At 59.6% G+C, this 18,369-nt stretch carries 20 protein-coding genes and 1 pseudogene; 7 read left to right on the top strand and 14 right to left on the bottom strand.

Annotated elements, in window-relative coordinates; all coding sequences use genetic code 11:
* Positions 1 to 112 precede the first annotated feature (112 nt).
* A pseudogene (locus ACVI1L_RS30090) lies at positions 113 to 763 on the bottom strand (4-hydroxyphenylacetate 3-hydroxylase C-terminal domain-containing protein); the annotation flags it as partial.
* A 40-nt stretch (positions 764 to 803) separates the two neighbouring features.
* On the opposite strand from ACVI1L_RS30090, the gene ACVI1L_RS30085 reads away from it, so the two are divergent.
* Positions 804 to 1,409, top strand: a complete 606-nt coding sequence (locus ACVI1L_RS30085; protein WP_076826370.1) for a MarR family winged helix-turn-helix transcriptional regulator — start codon at positions 804 to 806, stop codon at positions 1,407 to 1,409.
* A gap of 637 nt (positions 1,410 to 2,046) precedes the next feature.
* On the opposite strand, the gene ACVI1L_RS30080 is transcribed toward ACVI1L_RS30085, so the two are convergent.
* Positions 2,047 to 2,412 carry a helix-turn-helix transcriptional regulator gene (locus tag ACVI1L_RS30080; protein ID WP_076826368.1) on the bottom strand — a complete coding sequence of 122 codons (366 nt, stop codon included), beginning with the start codon at positions 2,410 to 2,412 and terminating at the stop codon, positions 2,047 to 2,049.
* A 470-nt stretch (positions 2,413 to 2,882) separates the two neighbouring features.
* Between ACVI1L_RS30080 and ACVI1L_RS30075 the strand changes: the two genes are divergently transcribed.
* Positions 2,883 to 3,917 carry a helix-turn-helix domain-containing protein gene (locus ACVI1L_RS30075; protein WP_456784552.1) on the top strand — a complete coding sequence of 345 codons (1,035 nt, stop codon included), beginning with the start codon at positions 2,883 to 2,885 and terminating at the stop codon, positions 3,915 to 3,917.
* 223 nt (positions 3,918 to 4,140) lie between these two features.
* On the opposite strand, the gene ACVI1L_RS30070 is transcribed toward ACVI1L_RS30075, so the two are convergent.
* The 3 genes from ACVI1L_RS30070 to ACVI1L_RS30060 all read right to left on the bottom strand — a co-directional run bounded on the left by ACVI1L_RS30070 (position 4,141) and on the right by ACVI1L_RS30060 (position 7,309).
* A complete protein-coding gene (locus ACVI1L_RS30070; RefSeq protein ID WP_143270785.1) occupies positions 4,141 to 4,572 on the bottom strand; it encodes a hypothetical protein in 432 nt (143 codons plus the stop codon).
* Between the two features lie 61 nt (positions 4,573 to 4,633).
* The gene (locus tag ACVI1L_RS30065; protein ID WP_076826714.1) at positions 4,634 to 5,743 is read right to left on the bottom strand and encodes an HlyD family secretion protein; all 1,110 of its coding nucleotides are present in this window, start codon (positions 5,741 to 5,743) and stop codon (positions 4,634 to 4,636) included.
* Positions 5,744 to 5,869: 126 nt separating this feature from the next.
* Positions 5,870 to 7,309 (bottom strand): DUF1254 domain-containing protein, encoded by a 1,440-nt coding sequence (locus tag ACVI1L_RS30060; RefSeq protein WP_076826366.1) that lies wholly within the window; start codon positions 7,307 to 7,309, stop codon positions 5,870 to 5,872.
* A 382-nt stretch (positions 7,310 to 7,691) separates the two neighbouring features.
* On the opposite strand from ACVI1L_RS30060, the gene ACVI1L_RS30055 reads away from it, so the two are divergent.
* Both ACVI1L_RS30055 and ACVI1L_RS30050 read left to right on the top strand, forming a co-directional pair.
* Complete coding sequence (locus tag ACVI1L_RS30055) at positions 7,692 to 9,122, top strand: DUF1254 domain-containing protein (RefSeq protein WP_456784551.1); 1,431 nt, start codon at positions 7,692 to 7,694, stop codon at positions 9,120 to 9,122.
* 198 nt (positions 9,123 to 9,320) lie between these two features.
* Positions 9,321 to 9,758 (top strand): DUF2721 domain-containing protein, encoded by a 438-nt coding sequence (locus tag ACVI1L_RS30050; RefSeq protein ID WP_076826362.1) that lies wholly within the window; start codon positions 9,321 to 9,323, stop codon positions 9,756 to 9,758.
* A gap of 196 nt (positions 9,759 to 9,954) precedes the next feature.
* Here ACVI1L_RS30050 and ACVI1L_RS30045 read toward each other — a convergent pair whose 3' ends face one another.
* The 5 genes from ACVI1L_RS30045 to ACVI1L_RS30025 form a co-directional block, all read right to left on the bottom strand.
* A complete protein-coding gene (locus ACVI1L_RS30045; protein WP_194295334.1) occupies positions 9,955 to 10,611 on the bottom strand; it encodes a hypothetical protein in 657 nt (218 codons plus the stop codon).
* Positions 10,612 to 10,699: 88 nt separating this feature from the next.
* Entirely contained in the window at positions 10,700 to 11,446 is a 747-nt protein-coding gene (locus ACVI1L_RS30040; protein ID WP_076826360.1) for an outer membrane protein, read from the bottom strand.
* A 129-nt stretch (positions 11,447 to 11,575) separates the two neighbouring features.
* Positions 11,576 to 12,418: a helix-turn-helix domain-containing protein gene (locus ACVI1L_RS30035; RefSeq protein WP_076826358.1), complete on the bottom strand. Its 843-nt coding sequence runs from the start codon at positions 12,416 to 12,418 to the stop codon at positions 11,576 to 11,578.
* Positions 12,419 to 12,655: 237 nt separating this feature from the next.
* On the bottom strand, positions 12,656 to 13,009 hold the full coding sequence (locus tag ACVI1L_RS30030) for an HdeA/HdeB family chaperone (RefSeq protein WP_076826357.1): 354 nt from the start codon (positions 13,007 to 13,009) through the stop codon (positions 12,656 to 12,658).
* A 199-nt stretch (positions 13,010 to 13,208) separates the two neighbouring features.
* A complete protein-coding gene (locus ACVI1L_RS30025; RefSeq protein ID WP_057017172.1) occupies positions 13,209 to 13,928 on the bottom strand; it encodes an outer membrane protein in 720 nt (239 codons plus the stop codon).
* A 48-nt stretch (positions 13,929 to 13,976) separates the two neighbouring features.
* Here ACVI1L_RS30025 and ACVI1L_RS30020 point away from each other — a divergent pair, with 48 nt between their 5' ends.
* On the top strand, positions 13,977 to 14,204 hold the full coding sequence (locus ACVI1L_RS30020; RefSeq protein WP_057017171.1) for a hypothetical protein: 228 nt from the start codon (positions 13,977 to 13,979) through the stop codon (positions 14,202 to 14,204).
* Positions 14,205 to 14,214: 10 nt separating this feature from the next.
* On the opposite strand, the gene ACVI1L_RS30015 is transcribed toward ACVI1L_RS30020, so the two are convergent.
* The 4 genes from ACVI1L_RS30015 to ACVI1L_RS30000 form a co-directional block, all read right to left on the bottom strand.
* Positions 14,215 to 15,156 carry a hypothetical protein gene (locus ACVI1L_RS30015; RefSeq protein WP_244558743.1) on the bottom strand — a complete coding sequence of 314 codons (942 nt, stop codon included), beginning with the start codon at positions 15,154 to 15,156 and terminating at the stop codon, positions 14,215 to 14,217.
* A 228-nt stretch (positions 15,157 to 15,384) separates the two neighbouring features.
* Complete coding sequence (locus ACVI1L_RS30010) at positions 15,385 to 15,687, bottom strand: hypothetical protein (protein ID WP_194295333.1); 303 nt, start codon at positions 15,685 to 15,687, stop codon at positions 15,385 to 15,387.
* A gap of 59 nt (positions 15,688 to 15,746) precedes the next feature.
* Positions 15,747 to 16,232 (bottom strand): helix-turn-helix domain-containing protein, encoded by a 486-nt coding sequence (locus tag ACVI1L_RS30005; protein ID WP_076826353.1) that lies wholly within the window; start codon positions 16,230 to 16,232, stop codon positions 15,747 to 15,749.
* A 405-nt stretch (positions 16,233 to 16,637) separates the two neighbouring features.
* On the bottom strand, positions 16,638 to 17,048 hold the full coding sequence (locus ACVI1L_RS30000) for a helix-turn-helix domain-containing protein (protein WP_229189072.1): 411 nt from the start codon (positions 17,046 to 17,048) through the stop codon (positions 16,638 to 16,640).
* A 235-nt stretch (positions 17,049 to 17,283) separates the two neighbouring features.
* Here ACVI1L_RS30000 and ACVI1L_RS29995 point away from each other — a divergent pair, with 235 nt between their 5' ends.
* Positions 17,284 to 18,099, top strand: coding sequence for an AraC family transcriptional regulator ligand-binding domain-containing protein (locus ACVI1L_RS29995; RefSeq protein WP_244558742.1), 816 nt, complete (start codon positions 17,284 to 17,286; stop codon positions 18,097 to 18,099).
* A gap of 2 nt (positions 18,100 to 18,101) precedes the next feature.
* Positions 18,102 to 18,278 (top strand): helix-turn-helix domain-containing protein, encoded by a 177-nt coding sequence (locus ACVI1L_RS29990; protein ID WP_229189074.1) that lies wholly within the window; start codon positions 18,102 to 18,104, stop codon positions 18,276 to 18,278.
* Positions 18,279 to 18,369: the final 91 nt, after the last annotated feature.

The following is an 18,369-nucleotide window of genomic DNA, read 5'->3' as shown; positions in this document are numbered from 1 at the left end:
CCTGATTCAGGCGGCTGCTGGAGGTCGAGACGCCGTTGAGGTCGTAGGAATCGAGCATCGTCTGCACCAACCGATCGGCGCCGGTCCAGTCGTAGGTGCGATAGGAATGGCCCTTGGTAACGAAAGTCGCGCCGGCGTAGAACATCTCGTATTGCTGATGGTGCGACCCGAACTCGGAGCCGACGGCGTCCCAAGCGAGCTTGTAGAATTTCACGCGGTCGTGCGAATTGGCCTTCGGCGACTGCTGCGTCTGGTCGATCAGGGCAGCAATCTCCGGGTTGCCGAAGTCCGCCACCGACGAAGGCAGCATGATCATGCCGCCGCCGGCGAGCTCGCGCAGCGTATTGATGATGTGGGCGTAGAGCTGCTGCGTCAGGACCTGTGCGGAATAGAGCGTGTGCCGATCCGGGATGAAGTAGGGACCGACCTGCGTGCCCTTTGCCTCCATCGCAGCCACCAGCGCATCGACCATGCCGGTCTCGGCTGCGAGCTGACCGAGCATTTCGCGAACCTGCGGGAATTGCGTGACGCCGTTCATTTCGGCGATCCGATGCGCAAGGCCAGTCAGGAACGTGAGCTTCACGCTGAGAGGGACCATCGCCTGGTAGTTTTGGTAGACGTGACAAGGCATGGCGTGGAACTGCTTCTGGCACATCTCGACGTTGCCCTCGATGAAGACGCGATCCCAAGGCACCTTCACGTCGTCGAAGCAGAGAACTGAGTCATCCTCGTCGAAGCGGCTCGACAGGGGATTGTCGAACACCGCGCTCGCAATGCCATGATTTGGCGAGGAGATTGACCGCGTGAACGATGCACTCCTGACGGCGTCGAAACCCGAACTGCTCGACAAGGAAGGAGACCGCACGCTTCGCGGCCTGCTCTACGATTATTTCGCGTTCGGACGCAGTCTTGAGGCCTGCCGCGAAATATTCGCGGGCTTCGTCGACCTGTCGCCCACCCAATATCTGATATTGATTGCGATCAAGAATTCGACTGCGGAAGAACCGATGGGCGTGAATCAGGTCGCCGAGCGGCTATATCTGAGCGGCGCCTTCGTCACTAACGAGATCAACAAGCTGGTTTCCGACGGCCTGCTCGAGAAAAGCCCCCACCCCGAAGACGGACGACGGGTGCAACTTGCGCTCACCCAACGCGGAATGAGCCTACTAATCCGCCTTGCCGCTTTGCAGCGCCCGGTCAACGACGCCTTGTTTAGCATGCTGACGCGTGAGGAGTTCAAAGTGCTGTCCCAGTTGTTGTCACGGCTCGCTTCGAACGCCGACAACGCGTTGAAACTCGCCGAACACGCCAGAGCGACGCTCAAACTTCAGGAGGATCAGAACGCCTCCCGAGCCAAGGCACCTAAGCTTCGTCAGAAGCGGCCAGCAGCACGTCATGGCCCGCTGTAATTCCCGTTCTGCGCCGTGACGGAGCAAATCGTGGCCAATGGTAGCGGGAGTCCGCTACATGAGCAGGCTAGCTGACCTAGTCAGGTCAAGGCCAATTCTTAGGTCCGACCAGATCGCGCCAGACCTCTCGCTGTCGCGACGATACCATATTCAGAAGGTCGGGGTCGATGACGCCTGGACGATCAACCTATCCCATGCGCCAGGCACACCACCGCGATCGCATCGACAATGCGCTGGTCGAGACTGGCGTAAGCGCCCAGATCGGTCTGTGCAGGCACCGACCGGACGATCTCAGGGCTCGCCGACGCCGCGACGAAGGTCGTCTGGCGGATAGCCCTAGCGCCTTCTGTTTGTCGCGAACGGATGGAGCTGATTCGGCGGCTGGCCGCTCGTGCTCGGCGACGTGATTGCATGACGCGATGCCTACCGTGCTCGCCAGCCTGCGTCGCTCTGCTTTTGCTTCGGCCGGGCCATATAGCTTCCCGTAGCGTCCCTGCGCCTGTTGAACGTCAAAAAAAGCAAAATGGCTCCTTACGGAGCCCGGAAATCTCGGCGAACGTTTCCCTCCAATTCAAATCGTACGTCTTGCCATTTCACGCCAATCTTGTGGAATAATTCAGCTATCGATCGCGCAAGGTCATATGCGATGGGACGCGTGCCGACGTTTACCAGCAAGTTGCTGCCGCCTGTAGACAACGGGCTGGACTTTCATCAAACGCGCGAAAGTGCGGCTGAAACTACTTGCACTGGAATAGCCGAGGAATTTTGCGACGTCGGACAGGGGCTTACTCGAGTCTACGAGCAGCCGGCAAGCCAAATTCAAGCGAACCTCCGCAAGCATTGCGCGGTAGCTTGTGCCCATACGACCGAGATGACGCTGCAACGTCCGCGCGCTGATCTTGCAGGCGCGAGCTGTGCCATTTATGGTTGCGTCACCGTGTCGCAGCGACGCGACAATGGCCGCGCGGATCGCCTCGGACGAAGGCAAACGGACGGCTCTCATCTGTTGGTGTGAGGCACGAAGTCTATGCTCCGTCTAGAGAATACCAGATGCTTCGACGCCATGGGCATTCCGGGCCTCCTTCCGGCCGACTGTCCGGGAAAACCGGGGCGCCTTTCGATCACCCAGCGGCTCTCGTTCGACCATTGTCGAGCGCACGTAATGCTGCGAGGGTGCGGAGAGAGAATTCATCGAAACGCAGCACGGGCTCAGCTTTCCTCCATTGCGGTCGTAGTCTTGATCTCAAGTAAGCCTATGCAGCGAATTGTTGGCCGTCTGGCCATAAGCCGCCAAAAAAGCCGGCAAGACCCGCATCGAAGGAGTGGCTCGCAGCCGATCGCTGGGGTGCAGAGAACGGTGCATGCCGGGAGGGGGCAGCGAACTCTTCCATTTTTGCCGGCCGCGCCAACGCCCGGTCCCAGCGAAACTCCCGCCGACATGCAGCATCCATTTTACGATCGAGGGGCGGCCCGGTGGCAAATATTCATTTGACGCGCTGCCAGTTCCTCATTCCCTTCGCTGATATCCTTAGCGAAATCGGCGCGTCGACGGGTTCGTTTCTGGCAAAATTTCATCTTCCGACGTCATTGGAAGAAAAGGCCAATCACTACGTTCCGATTCTGCGAGCAATCGACTTCGCGGAAATCGCCCGGAGATCACAAGGTATTCCGGATTTTGGATTCCTCGCCTCCCAACGTCTGCACTATTGTCACCTGAGCGAGAAAACCCGGACGCTGATCGGCCATGCCCCAACGCTGTTGGTCGCGTTGCAACAGGCTTGCAAATGGGCATCGATCGAGGACTCGAACCTGAAGAACTGGATCGAGCGCCACGACGATCACGTGAGGTTTTGCAGCAGTCTCACTGGAACAAAAGGACTCCTGCATCTCGAGCATTCACAGTGGCTTCAGAATATTTTCCCTATATATATCGTCCGGCAATTCGCCGGACCGGATTGGGCTCCTGCAACAATCGCCTTTGAAGCCCGGTATACGCCGAGCCCTGCATGTCATTCATTCTGGCCAAACACGCGTTTCCTGTCTGGACAGGACGCATCGTGGATCGACGTGCCGATCTCGCTCCTCAGCCTTCCCAATCGCGCAAAGGAGCAAGTGCTCTCCTTGCAAGACGATCAGGCTGGCCCGTCAGGTCATGACATCATCGCAACGCTCAAGTTGATGTTGCCGTCCTACCTCGACCAGGGACTTCCGGCTCTCGCTCAGGTTGCGGAGATGGCTGGCGCGAGCGCGAGGAGCTTGCAACGTAAGCTTGCGTACGCCGGCATGACATACTCGGATCTGCTCGACACCATCCGGTTCGAGAATGCCAGCAAGCTCTTGCGCGACACGGATTCCAAGATCATCGAAATCGCATTCTCCTCCGGCTATACGGATCCAGCGCACTTTACGCGCGCCTTCCGCCGCATTACCGGCGTTACGCCGCGGCAGTTTCGTGCGCAATCGCGGCCGGGACAAGCGCCTGCCTTGGGCGCCATGCTGCCCGAATGATTGAAGGCATCCTTGATTCGACACGACATCAACGTCGATCGATCGGACCCGGCTTCGCTGGATGGGAGCGCCACGACTTCGGACGGGATAGATCCCTCCTCCTTTGCGCCGAGGAGCTGAAGCGCCGGTCTCCATCAACAGAACGCCGCCGACGGTCAGGTCGGTGCGGTGCGTGTGCCGCGAACGCGCGGGGCCCTCGTGCTCGAACGCACATCAGGCAAACCTAAAAGTCCGGACCAAATACGTCATCGTTGAACTGGGCCGAAGCGTCATCGTTTTCCATGCTGTTGATCAGGTTCTCTTCGGGATTCGTAAAGCCGCCTGCCGAGAGCGTAGTTGCCGGCAATGCACCATAACTGGCGCGATATTTGTCCATAGCGGCCACGCTGCCGACATACGCACAGGTACATCCGGAGGGATCCGCGTAAACGTAGTAGGGACGTCCGCTCCTCTGCCGCAGCTGAAATTGATTGGACGGGAACGACATCAGCCGATTCAACAGCTCCGGCGTGGTCGCAGCGACAGGGCTGAATCCCGATGAGATCAACAATTGACCAGTTGATTGCTGGGCGTAACCGCGAGCACCCGAGCACAACTGGACAAGAAGAGTGACCGAAACGAGGGCTGCAATACTGCCTGCAGATCGAAGACCCATTTTTTCTCCGGAGATATCTGGATGAGCTACCAATTGGAGCCGAGAGTGAAATGGAAGGCGGCTATAAATATGCCGTATACGAACCGATCCAGACCAGGATCGACATCAACAGGCCGATGACGCCGGCGTTGTCCGCGAACACGGTGGCGGTGCCCGGCATTCCGAGCCGGAGTTGGCTACGGTCGATGGTCTTCGGGATCGAAATAGCGGCCGGATAAGCCTTCGCGCCTCCGATCGAGCCGACCCGCGCCAGCGTACCTGAGACCGCGATCTGGCCCTGCCCCACGCCTTGGGGGATAGCCATGACCGTCGCTTCGTGGATGCGGCCAGGGTCGTCGTCGAAGACGAGCTTGACCCGCGCGCCGGGCTTGATGGTGCGGAATCCGTTCGGCGGGAACATGCCGGTGATGACGATATCGTTTGCGACGATGAACGACATCACCGAGCGCGCCGGCATGGCGCGGTCGCCGACCGACAGCGCCATGATCGTAACGACACCGTCGCCGATGGCGCGGATCGTCGTCTGCTCGAGCTCCCACTTCGCATGGTCGAGCTGGGCCTGGATCTGTGCGACGGTTGTGTTGACGCCGCCGATTTCCGACTCCATCGCCAATTGTGCGCTCAGCTGTGCGGCCTTGGCCGCCTGAAGCTGAAACTCGACCGTGTCGTATTGCACCTGGACGTCCTGCAGACGAAACGCGGTCTGCGCCTCCTCGCTGACGAGCTTGCGGTAATCGGAAAGCCGCTGGGTGTGAAAGGCGAGCTGCTTGGTCAGTCCATCGACATTCGCCGTCGCCTGCTCGTAACTGGCCTTCAGTTGCTTGACCTGCTGGCGTGCCTGGGCGAGCGATGCCTCGAGCTGGTTGACCTTGTACTGGAACGGTGCCGGATCAATGCGAAACAGCACCGCGCCGGCCTTCACCGGTTCGTTTGGCTTGACCGGGATTTCGATCACCTCGCCGGAGACATTGGGCGCGACCTCCATGACGCGGGAAATCACGACTAAGCTTCCCGACGGGGTCAGGTAGTTGAACATCGCGAGGAATACCGCGAGGATGAACGCGCCAAGCAGCACGGTGACGGTGCCGGACGCCCAGCCCCATCGGAACAGCTTGAGCCTCGAGAAGACGAGCCAGACCAGGACCAAATAGAGCGTCAGGATGATGAGCACGATAATCTCCTGCATCTGTCGTGCACCGGGATTGAACACTCACAAGGGCGGTGCCATGCCCGTGCCGGCCGGATGCGTGCAATTGCGACTCTGTCGCCGCGCATCCGGCCGATAAAAATTCGATCTCTATGACGCGCGCTTGAAGCCGGGAGGCTTCCACGTCCCTTCACCAGCTGGCAGAATCGATGGCGGCGTGGTTTTCGGCCAGTACAGTCGCATCACCACATAGATCGGGCCATCCGGCGCCGGCAGCCAGTTTGCCTCCTTGTCGGCTCCCGGAGACTTGTTCTGGACGTAGATCGTCAGCGAGCCGTCGGAACCGCACTTCATGTGCGGCAGCATCGGCGAGTTGATCAGGTAGCGGTTGATCGGGTTCTTCACCAAAAGCTGCGTCTTGCCGTCATACATCGTCACCGACCAGAAGGCGTTGACCGGCGGCAGCTGCTCCGCCGGGAAGGTAAGCGTGTAGCTCGACTTCGAGCAGTCGAGTTCTTTGCCATCGACATCCACTTTGCCCAAAGGATACATGGCCTCCACCGCGTCGTTGCCATAGATGCCGGCCTTCGCGGCTGCCGCGCGCATAAGCCAGTCGCCATGGAAGAATGCGGCATCGCCGAACGGCGCGCCGACGCGCCAGCCGTTGATGTCCTTGCCGAGGGTCGCAACGGCCTCGCTGACCTTGCGCTCGCCCTCCTTCATGCCAAGCAGGATCTCCGCCTTGTCTTCCAGCGACAGGCTGCGGAAATCGAAGCTCTTCCCTGGCCCCACGCCGATCCGCGCCAGCTGCTCGCGGATCCAGCGATCTTCCGGCAGCGCCGGCGCGAATTGAAGCGCGAAATCAAGGTATTCGAAGAACTCGGTGCGGACGAGGTCCTTCTCGAATTTGGGGAAAGAAGGCGCCGGCGCCGGCGCAGGCGCCGGCTGATTCAGGAAGCTGGAAAGCGGCTGCGCCTTGTAGCCGGCCTGAATCTTCTTGACGGCCTCGATATCGGCCGGGTCGAACAGCTGCGTGCGTAAGAGCCCCAGGCAAAAATCGGTGGTCGACCGGAATACCTTCTTGATGCCGGCCGGTGTCACGCCGGTCCATCGCGGGCCGACGATCATATAGCTTCCGGCATCGCTGCCGGTGGCGCGCGTCCCGACATAGCCGAAATTATACGTGTTGAGGTCGTTCAACTGCAGCGAATAGTAGCGCTTGGGGCCGATCGCCGGCACCGAAAAGACAAGCGGTTCGGCCCGCAGGTCCAGCCAAGCGAACGAATACGGCGTGTCGCTGTTGGGGGTGATCACGGCGGTATCTTCGTATGTGAAGACGCGCGCCTCGTTGAACAGTGTATTGAACGGCGCCTTGTACTGGCCCGACGACTTGTCGACAGCGTACTCGTTCATGACGCCGTAGGCCATCACCATCGGCAGGCCATAGATGAAGCCGGCCTCTGCGATGTCCTTGGCCTTGAAGAATCCCGGACGTTCCGACCACTGGGCCCAAGCCTGGCTTGATTGGGCGCCAGCAGCGGCGACGCCTGCCAGCGCGGCAGATCTCAGCAAATCGCGCTTCGTCAGCATGTTCGGGCTCGATCGCTTTTGCATCAACCTACTCCGTTTCCGTGGTGGACGGGCCTGACACGCCAAGCGTCTTTTCGTCCGCTCGCCAACCTAACGAAAAAGCGGCCACCCACTATGCAAATTCGGCAATCTCCATCCCCGCGCGAAGCAATGGTCTGAAATCGCGCTCAGTTATTGCCAGCGCGTGGTCTTCGACTTCGGCATGCGCCCGCTCGGATCCCCGGCTCGCCAAGCGATTGGTCGGATGGGCCCCCGATCAAGGTCAGAAACTGCATAGCCGATGCTGGGAAGTACGGGCTAGCCTGCCTTGCGCGGCACGAGATGGAGCGCCGCAACGCTGCCAAAAAGCCGGCTTGAACGAAACCAACCCCAGGAAACAACGATGGACATCACCCGCCGTTTTGCGCTGAAGACCGGACTTGCCGCCGCTTCCACTGCACTGACCCCGTCGATCCTCCGAGCGCACGAAGGCCCAGTATTTGATATCGTTGAAGGGGCGGAAGATTTTTGGCTCGCCACCGACGCCTATGTGTTCGGTTATCCACTCGTCACAATCGAGATGACCCGCCGGGTCTTCACCAACGTCGTCAAAGCGGAGGGCACGCGCGCTCCAATGGGGCAAATCATCAAGCTGCGTCAGTATCCGGATGCCTCGTTTCGCGATGTGACAGCACCGAACGCCGATACGCTCTACACCACTGCATTTTTCGACGTCGGCAAGGAGCCATGGGTGTTGAGCATTCCCGACATGAAGGACCGGTATTTCCTGCTGCCGATGCTCGACGGCTGGACCAATGTGTTCGCCGTGCCCGGAAAACGCACAACCGGCACCGGGGCGCAGACCTATGCAATCACGGGTCCGGGCTGGAGCGGCACGCTTCCGTCCGGCGTCAAGGAATTGAAGGCCCCAACCAACATCGTCTGGCTGCTCGGCCGGATCTACTGCACGGGCACTCCGGAAGACTACGCAGCCGTCCACGCCTTGCAGGACCAGTTCAAGCTGGTGCCGCTGAGTTCCTACGGAAAGGACTACACGCCGCCCTCGGGCAAGGTCGATCCGTCCATCGACATGAAGACGGCCGTGCGCGAACAGGTCAACCGCATGGATGCGGCTGAATACTTCAGCCTGCTCGCCCAGCTGATGAAAGTGAACCCTCCCTCTGCTGCTGACGCGCCCGAACTCGCGCGGTTCGCCAAGATCGGTCTTGTCCCGGGCCAGGACTTCGATGCCAGCAAGCTGGACGCGGATTTCGTCAAGCGCATTCCCCGCGCCGCTTTCGATCGCATCATGCTCCAGCTCAAGGTCAACGACGCCATCAAGAAGGTCAACGGATGGATCTACGACACCAAGACCGGCGTCTACGGGACCGACTATCTCAACCGTGCGCTGGTCACCGCGATCGGGCTCGGCGCGAACCGCAACAGAGACGCGGTTTATCCGCTTTCGCTAAAGGATGCAGACGGTAGCGACTATCACGGCTCGAACAAATACGTCATGCGTTTTTCAAAGGGCCAATTGCCGCCGGTGAGCGGCTTCTGGTCTGTTACCATGTACGATGCCAACTACTTCTTCGTCTCCAACCCGATCAATCGGTACTCGATCAGTCCGCGACAGAACCTCAAGGTCAATCCGGACGGCTCAACGGACCTGTACATCCAGAATCAATCCCCGGGGGCCGACAAGGAGTCGAACTGGTTGCCTGCACCGACCGGCAAGTTCATCCTGATGCTGCGCATGTATTGGCCGAACGAGGACGACCCGTCGATCCTCGACGGCACTTGGTCGATCCCGGCGGCCAAAAAAGCGACGTAAGTTTAAGCGACGGGCAAGGGGACGCTTCGCGGCGTCCCCTTGCCCGTCACGCTACGCAGCGATTATCTTGAGCAAACGATCTCACATCGTTGTAAAAAGCTCCCCGTGACCAACGATGCGCTAAGCTTTCGTTGCGAGCGCTCGCCCTGACTCCAATGTAGGCGGCGGCGCAGGTACCGGTCGCGGAGAAAAGTAGCCATGCTGATCGACACACCGACCGCCGCGCACCTGTCGCAGGTCATTTCGCAAGTAGCGGCGCCCGCATTTCTCCTTGGCGCAGTTGCGGCCTTCGTGTCGCTTTTGATAGGGCGCATGAATCGCGTCGTCGATAGGCTACAGGCATTGCATGCTACGGCCGACGACGACCGTTCCGGAACGCACCCTGATATCCCACACCTCAGGCGTCGCGCTGTGCTTCTGAACAAGGCAATCGTTCTCGCGACGGTCAGCGCAATCGTCACCTCGCTGCTGGTGATCCTGGCGTTCGTGTGTACCTTCTTTCGATTCCAGCATGAGTACGGCGTTGCACTGCTCTTTGTTGTCGCTCTCAGCTTCTTCACGCTCTCGCTTGTAGATCTGGTGCGCGAGGCCCGCCTTTCACTGCATGACCTCAGTCACCACAAGCCCAATCCGTAGCAAGCGGCCGGCTCAGCCGGGCTCTTTCGCGTTGTAGCGCCAAGACTCGAAATCGGCTCGTTTCTGGACGGGCCGGCGCTTCCTCGAGTCGAGAGAATCATCGTCCAGTGCCGGCTGGACGCAAATGGTACACAAGGCGCATCAGCCAGAGGCTGGCCCGGCGCAAGGACGCCAGGCCAAACTCCGCGCGGTCCCGCTAGTAGCACGGGGGATAGGGATAGTACCCGCAAACGGGCGGCCGATAGTAATACGGGTGGTACGCGTAGGCAGCCGCAGCGCCAGCCGCCGCGGCGGCTCCGGCATAATACGCACCTCGATAGGCCGTGCGTCGCGCAACGCCCGCGAATGAAAGCGGCGTAAACGGAAGGCCGATGATGTCGATGAAGACAGAGGCAGGACCGTCGGCGCCCTTGATGTCACCTTCGAGAATATCGACATCGAAGGCAAGGTTATCACCTTCGAGCTTGGGATTCTTCAGTGTGACAACGACATCGCGCACGGTGCTGCCGTCCTTCTGGAATACGGACACTGTGGCGTTGGGCGGATTCTTTGCAAAATTGTCGCTGCCGGTTCCCCAGTCTTCGACGATATGGCTGGTCAGATCGTGACCGGCCGAGCGAACCGGCCGATCCGCAAATATGATCGCATTTGGCGCGACGCCAGTGAGGACCAGCTTGCCGGGCTGCACGTTCGCGCCCCTGGAGTTGAAGACGATCAGTGATGGAACGACCTGGGGTTTGTTGGCCCCGATCGTCTTCAGCGGCGCATGGGACGCCGTGTCTTGCGCCAAGACCATGTTTGTGGCCGCCAGAGCACCGAGAAAAGCAATCGCACGCATCGTATTCGACAGCATGATCAACTCCGGAATAGTGGATTACCTGGACCCAGGCATGATGAAACAAGAATGGAGGCCGGCCGAATTGGACGACCTCCTTTCTTCACTAGTAACCGAACTTATAGTTGAGGCGGAGCGCCAGCAGACTCGCGTCCGTCTTGGTGTTGGCGGTGATCGACGTGATGCGCCCGAGTGACGGCGTCAGGAACGTGTTGCTCTCGTTTACCCGCCACAGATAGTCGTACTCGATGCCGGCCGTCCAATTCGGAGAGAAGCCGTACTCGAAGCCGACACCCACGACGCCACCCCAGCGGGTCCGGTTCGCGAAGGCGAGGCCCGTGCCGCTCACATTGTCGATGATGGCAAAGTCCTGGCTGCCAACCGCGCCGCCACCCTTGACGTAGAACAATGCCTCGTTGGCCGCGTAGCCCAGTTGAGCCGTGAAGAGGCCCAGGCCGGCGAGGGTCGACTTGTAAGTACGTGTCGGGTCCTGCGCACTGATGCGCGTGTTGCGGATGTTGGCCCAGTCGCCCTGCGCTTCCAGACCGTACACCAATTGTCCGGCCTGCCAACGATAGCCAAGCTGGCCACCGATGATGCCGCCGCCCTTGCTATTGCAGCCTTCCGCGAAGACGCCGCCAATTCCATTGATTGCGGTGATATCGATGCACTGGTTGCTCCAGCCATATCCGCCGTTGATACCGAGATAGAAGCCGGACCAGTTGTACATCATGGGCGCTGCGATCGGCGCCGCCTTGTACGCCGGCCGCTGCGGAAGATCGGCGGCCTTTGCAATACCCGTGAACGCAACGGACATCACCGCCGCTGCGGTAAGTAAACTGATTTTCTTCATCGCCTGCAAGCCTCATTGAACGTGGAAAACACATGAGCCACTTGCCATCGACCTTGTCTCAGTCGGTATGCAGAAACTGTCACCGCCGACCAATTCTTAGCGCTGTTGCACCAAAACCCCACTTCGAGGTCACGGCACGTTGCCAGACCTCAATGCGCGAGACCGGCGATATGTCTCGGATGGCAACTCGCCGAACAGCGACCGGTAGTGGCCGGCAAATCTGCCGAACTCGGTGACGCCGTGTGCCGACAGGATATCGACGACTCTGATCGATGCACCGTTGTCGCGACTGATCTCGTGATAAACCAGGTTTAGCTGCCGAAGCCTCAGATAGAGCTTTGGCGAGAAGCCGAGATAGCGCTCGAAAGCACGCAGCAAGGTGCGGTATTCCACCTTGGTCGCTTTCACGATGTCCTTGATATGGACGATGCTTTCCGACCTGGTCCCAACGAACTCAAGCGCCTCCAGAACGATTCGCTCGTACGAGAGGGTGTACTTGTTGGGCAGGAAGCTTTGGCTCAGGCGATTATCCCGGATGCAAGCCAGCTGATCCATCAGGGCGTCCTCTGCCTCCCGCGCCATCATAGGCCGGTCAGCGAAGGCAGAATCGGAGAAGGAACGCAGCAGAGCCTGCCTCGACACCTCGATCAGCTTCGATTTGATCGGCTCTGGCAACCGGACGAGATGCTTGGCGGTCTTCGGCGAAGCCTGAGTTGTGGCCGCAGGGAGCATGTTCCTCGCGATGCTCTCCTCATTGGGCAGCGACCACGCCACCCATTCGACATGACCGGAACGGACAAAGGTGAAGTGACAGTTCGGCGGGAAAATGACCAGGTCAGAGGCCTGGCATGGCACACCATCGAGCACGACGCGATCGTCGAAGTTGGAGGACTGGACGATCAACGTCGTAAAATTCGGGTCGGTCACGCCATGCGCAATCCCGGGGCCGCCGTCGGTGCCAAACTGAAGCATCGTCCGATTCAATGCGAGAGACTTCACGCCCCAATCGTGAGAGGACGGAGCGGATTTCAGAAATGTCACCCTCGCGCCTCTAATGGCGTCGGTGTATTGCCCGAAATCATTCAATTCAAGATATCCCGCCCGTCTGAGCGGCAATTCAAGCGAAAAATAGAACCGGCTATGCCGCTCTTAGTAACAGTGCGCACAGCGGATCGGTCGGCAACGTGCGACCGATCCGCCCTCAGACATCTACTTCATCTGGATGCCCATCATTTCCCGCTCCGCCTTGAACACGACGGCAATAGCGTCGATGATGAGCTTTTCGGGATGTGCCTTGCAGTAGACGATGACTTCGTGCTCCACGAGCTTGCCCTTGCGCAGGTCGAGGAAATGCTTCTTGGCAAGGCCGTTGTACCAGCCGCTGTACCAGGCCGTCAGCGCATCGGCGTCCTCCTGGTAGGTCCCGGCGAGTTGCGCGCAGGTCAGCTTCTGAACATCGATGAATCCATTCGCGTCGACATAGGCCGACAGCGGGGTCTGGGCCCTGGCAGACACCATTGTGGCAACCAGCAGAGCTACGGAAAGCAGCAGTCTCGAACGCATTGGGGATCCCATTGTGATGAATCGGATGTAGAAAGATCTCAGACGACTTTCAGAGGCCGGGCGCCTTCGCGCGCGACTGGCATCCGAGCTGAAAAGCATCGGCTCGGATGCACGATCAGGATCAAGACAGTCCTATCGGACGTTCGAGGCGGCGCATCGTCCGTCGAACGGGACCGAATATGTGATCGATGTCCCTTGTTCAGAACCGGTAGTTGATGCCGCCACGCACGACATTCAATTCATCCGTGCTGACTCCGGTGCCGACGACTTTCGTGTAGAGATACTCGGCCTTCACGGACCAGTTCGGTGTAAAGCCGTATTCCACGCCGAAACCCGCGGAGATGCCCGGACGCCAGGACGAGGCTGAGCAATCCGGCAAGACGCCAACCGTGCCGCAGGGCACGCCGGCGATGGTTGATGCGCTGGCGGTCGACTTGACGAAGGCTCCGCCGCCGGTGGCGTAGATCAGGACGTTGTTCATGGCGATACCGACCCGGGCCCTCACCGTCGCCAGCGCGCTGATGTTTGACGAGGTGTTCAGCGTGACGCCCTGTCCGATGCCGAGAATGCTCGGCGTTACGACGGAGGACCCGCTGATGTTGGCCCAGTCGATGTCACCTTCCAGGCCGAGCACGACGTATCCCTGCTGAATCTGCCCACCAAACGTGCCGCCGATCATGCCGCCACTGATGTCAAAACCGGCTCGATCGAACCTGTTAGCGAACAGCACCATCGGGTCCTGGTTGCCCCAGCCGTACCCGGCGTTGCCGCCGACATAGAATCCCGTCCAGTTGTAGACGGCGGCAACCGGAGCCTGCGCCTTGTAGGCGGGCGCCGCCGGCAAATCCGCCGCGGCCGCATAACCACCCATCATCAGCGAGGCCGCGATCGCAACCCCAAACTTTCCAATCTTATTCATTGCCGCACCTGATTGATTGAAGAAATCGTGTAGCGGTGATCGCATCGAATGCGCGCAACCCACTATGCAGAATCTGACGCGCGCGTTCTGTTTTCCCGACTGTGGCCAAGTTGCCGCAGCGAAAGCATCGGCGCGCAGTCGGTGTTGAGCGCCAATGGTCTCTCGGTGTCAGGCGAGCAGGCTGACGAATATGCAAATTCTGACAATCCGGTGGTGTCGAGCGATGACCGGGCGCTCCTGGCCTGGTTCAACCTTGCCGAAATTCCGTCATGCTGACCCGGAAGCCCTAGTTGCGTGCGAAATAGAGCGGCGTCCTGAGCGTGATCTGGTAATCAGGCTTTGGTACCCACATGATCTGCGCGGTCACGCCAAACAGGCGGTTGTCGTTGTCGTCCATCCGGTCAAGGTCCAGTCGCACGATCGGCTGGGTAAAGGAGGAGACCGACGCGCGGCCCAAGAGCTCGGCGCCGCCGAAAACCTGCACGCCCGCGCGGCCCGTAAACTTCCAATTGTTCGGCCATTGGTAGTAACCGCCGACATAGCCCATGATGTCGGGATGGATGGTCGCGAGCGGACTGCCGATGACAACCCGTGTGTCCTGCACGCCCGCCAGCAACCCACGGGTCTCGTCCTGGTTGAACGCATAGTCGAACTCGAAAATGTTTGTAAAACTCGTGGTAGCAAACGGTCCATTCGGAATCGTCTGGGTAATGGTTGATTGCCAACTCAAGGTCGGAATCGAGCCGCCGTTCTGATTGTAGAGATCGGCCTGAAATCCAAGATTCCAGCTCGTAATCGCCACGGACGACCAGCCGGTCATCGGAGTGCTGGTCGAGCTGGCTGATACGCCGGCGTAGAGCGAGACGTTATCGTTCACGTCGATCGTCATGGGAAGATCGACCACGACGCTCTGGGCGCCCGGCAGCGTCGCGCCGCCCGCAATTGCAGCCAGGCTGCCAGCGTTCGAGATGGCAGCGGATTGCAACGCCGGGAGCAAGGACGAATTGCCGAAGCCGACCGCCAGCGTACCGGCGGGCACCCGCGCGTAGATGGTTCTCATGTCGAGATAGACGTTTGGCGCGCTCGACGCCCCGTTCGAGGAATCATCGTCTTCATCTCCAGCACGGGCAATTCCGCTCGAGAGGCAAATCAAGACGGCCAGCACCATTCCCGGGAAACCAACGCAATTGCGCGCGTTCAGCGCTCCAACCTTCCCCGTAACCTGCAAGACACTCTCCTCGAACGGCGTTCTTATCGGCGATGTCTGACAGTAGTGATGCGGCCAAGCTGATCGATCGAGGGAGCGACAGGCACTATCTCGGTCATCGCCCACTATGCGCCATCCGGTGAACCCGGCACATTCCGGGAAAAGATCGTTGAAACGATATTGGCAATTCGTCGGAACGGTCTATGCAAATTCTGCCAATGCACAGGCGCACCGTATCGCGGCAGGCTCCTACGGCAGATCCGGCTCCTTGGTGTCCTCGAAGAAGGCCGGCTCGACCAACGGCGGCGCGGACGTTTCCGCAAGCCAATGGTGAATGACCGCCGAGGATATCGCCCGCCGCGGCGTGCAGGGATTGATGGTGCCCGCGGTCACGATGTATCCTTGCTCGAACTTCTGGCGAGCAAACCTCTGGGCCTCGAGCTCGGTCGGAAAGCTCTCACTCTGTCTCGGCTGTCGTTGCGCGGATGCCTTGCGCACCCGTTTCGGGACCTCGAACGAGACATACCAGGCCTTCGTCAGGTCAATCGACACGGCGCCCGTCCGATTGGTTTTCCCTGTGGGTTCGCCTCATCGCAGTCCGCCCGCTCCCGCTATGCGCTTTCGACGTCACGACCTTGAACCGCGCCCATCACGCTCGCGCCGAAAGCTCTCGACAATGGATTCTGGTAGTCGATCCTGGCGTTGCGCAGTCCAGCCCTGCCATCGTGCGACATCTCGCTGTCCCGGCATGCCGCTCGAAGCGTCTGCGAAGGGCTCTCGCCGAACAGCTTGCGATATTCAACCGAAAACCGTCCAAGCTCGAAAAAGCCGAAGCAGATCGCAATCTCCGTCACCTTTGCGGTCTCGCCGTCCAGCGCAAGAAGCGCCTGCCTTGCCTGATTCAGTCGGAGCACGCGAATTCGGCGGCACGGCGATTCTCCGTAAACGCTCCTGAACGCCTTTCGTAGAGTTCGCTGGCTCACCGAGAGTTGGTGGCAAATCGCGGGGATGCGGGGCATTTCTTCGGCATTGCCCGCAGCGATGGCCTCGGCCCGCGCGACAAGAACGCGATATCGATCGCTGGCACCGCCAATCATTGGCCGGCGCCTTTCGATCGCATCCGAAAAGCCGATGAAGTGAGGAAGCTACCCCGAATATGGCAACGCAACCCGTTTGCATGGTCCCCTGACGGACCGCTTCGCGCGGGCGTGCAGATCAGATCGGCAGCAGCAATGGCAATAAGAGCGGCGCAGTACATAATAATGACCTCAACGTCTGGCTTTACCTCTGCATCTCGCGTCTTTCAGCGCGAAGCGTCTTGCCATTTCGCGCCAATCATTGATGCACGGTCTTCCGGGCCGCTTTGCCGCCGAAAAACACAGCTCGAATACTGGTAATATGCTAGCGCGACGCTCGTTTGCGGGGCGACGCGGGCCGGTACCTGCGTCGTGGCCCGGCGCATTTGCGCCTACCGCGACCGCTCAGTGCAAGCCACCCGTGCGCTAACTTTTGCTGGCGCGGGCCTTGCCATTCCCTTTGGCGGCCTGCTGCTGCCGATATGCAATCGGCGGCATTTTCATCAAACGCACAAAGCTTCGGCTGAAACTGCTCGCTCCGGTGTAGCCAAGACGTAAGGCGATGTCCGAAATGCGCTCGTTGGACTCCGCAAGGAGGCGGCAGGCCGTATCGAGGCGGACTTCGGTGACCAATTCGCTGTAACTTGTCCCCATACCACCGAGGTGTCGCTGCAATGAGCGCACGCTCACGCCCAGTTGGCGCGCAGTGCACCGCACAGATGCAGCATCCTGACGCAGCAACACCGAAATCGCCGCGCGGACAGAATGTCGGGATGGCGAAGAGACGGGTTTCATGTGCACGTCATGAAAGATTGCAAGCGTGATCTCCTTCCTCAAACCGCTGCTTACGATCTTCTTATAATGTGATCGAATTGGTGGGCCCGTCTGGCCATGAGCCGCCTAAATCGCAATTCTGGAATCAAGATCAATTGCACACGTCCCAGCCTCGCATGCACCGCTGCAACGCGACACCCAATTCACCCGGCGAGCAAATTTCGAGATCGCTCCTCATAGTTCCGCGACGACAAAGTACGACCGTAAAAATGAACGCCGCAGGCAGGGGACGAGCAACATGAGCGGAATTCCCCTAACCCGCTGCCAATTCGTGATTCCGTTTGCAGACATTCATAACGAGGTGGGAGCTCCCACCGCGACGCTCCTGTCGAAATTTGGTCTCCCGACAGCGCTGCAAGAAAAAGCCGATCATTATGTTCCGATATTGCCTGCCATATTGTTTGCACAAGCCGCGCAGAGATCGCAGGGCATCACGGATATTGGCTTTCACGCTTCGCGGCGGCTGCAGTTCTGCCACCGGAGCGATAAGCTGCGAACCATCATCAGCTACTCTCCGACGCTGTACGTCGCCCTGCAGCAAGTGTGCAAATGGGCATCGCTCGAAGACACGAACCTGTACATGTGGCTGGAGCGCCGCGATGATCGTGTAAGAATTTGCAGCAAGCTGGGCGGGACTGCCGGCATGCTCCATCTTGAACACTCACAATGGCTGCAGAACGTCTTTGTCGTCCACATCGTTCGACAGTTAGCCGGATCGGAGTGGACTCCCTCAACGATGGCCTTCGAGGCAAATTATGCGCCAGGCTCGGAGGCTCAGGCATTCTGGCCGAATACGCGCTTTCTGCCGGGCCAGGAAGCCTCCTGGATTGATGTGCCCGTGGCGCATCTCGACCTACCCAGCCTGACACGCGATACGGCGCTGAATTTCTCCGAGGACGAGCCTCAGCCGTTCGGCGACGAGCTTGTCCGTGCACTGATGTTGCCTTCTTACCTGGATGAGGGAATCCCGGCGGTCGCGAAAATCGCCGAGATGGCCGGCGCAAGCGTCAGGAGTTTTCAACGCAAATTCTCAAACGCTGGCCTGACATATTGAGCTTGCTCGAATTGATCCGTTTTGAGAATGCCGCCAAGCTTCTGCGTGAGACGGACGCCAAGATCATCGAAATCGCGTTCTCTTCTGGCTATGCCGATCCGGCGCATTTTTCGCGTGCGTTTCGCCGTATGACCGGCGCCACGCCATGCGAATTTCGCGAGAAATGGAGACCGCGGTAGGCGCGGCCGCCCTCGGACAATCGCTTCCGTTTCGACAGCAGCCCCCTCCGATTGGCACGGAGGCAATTTCCCCCGGCGCAAGCCCGCTATG

It is taken from the genome of Bradyrhizobium sp. USDA 4516 (genome assembly GCF_054055915.1).
This window is presented reverse-complemented; position numbering and strand designations above follow the sequence as displayed.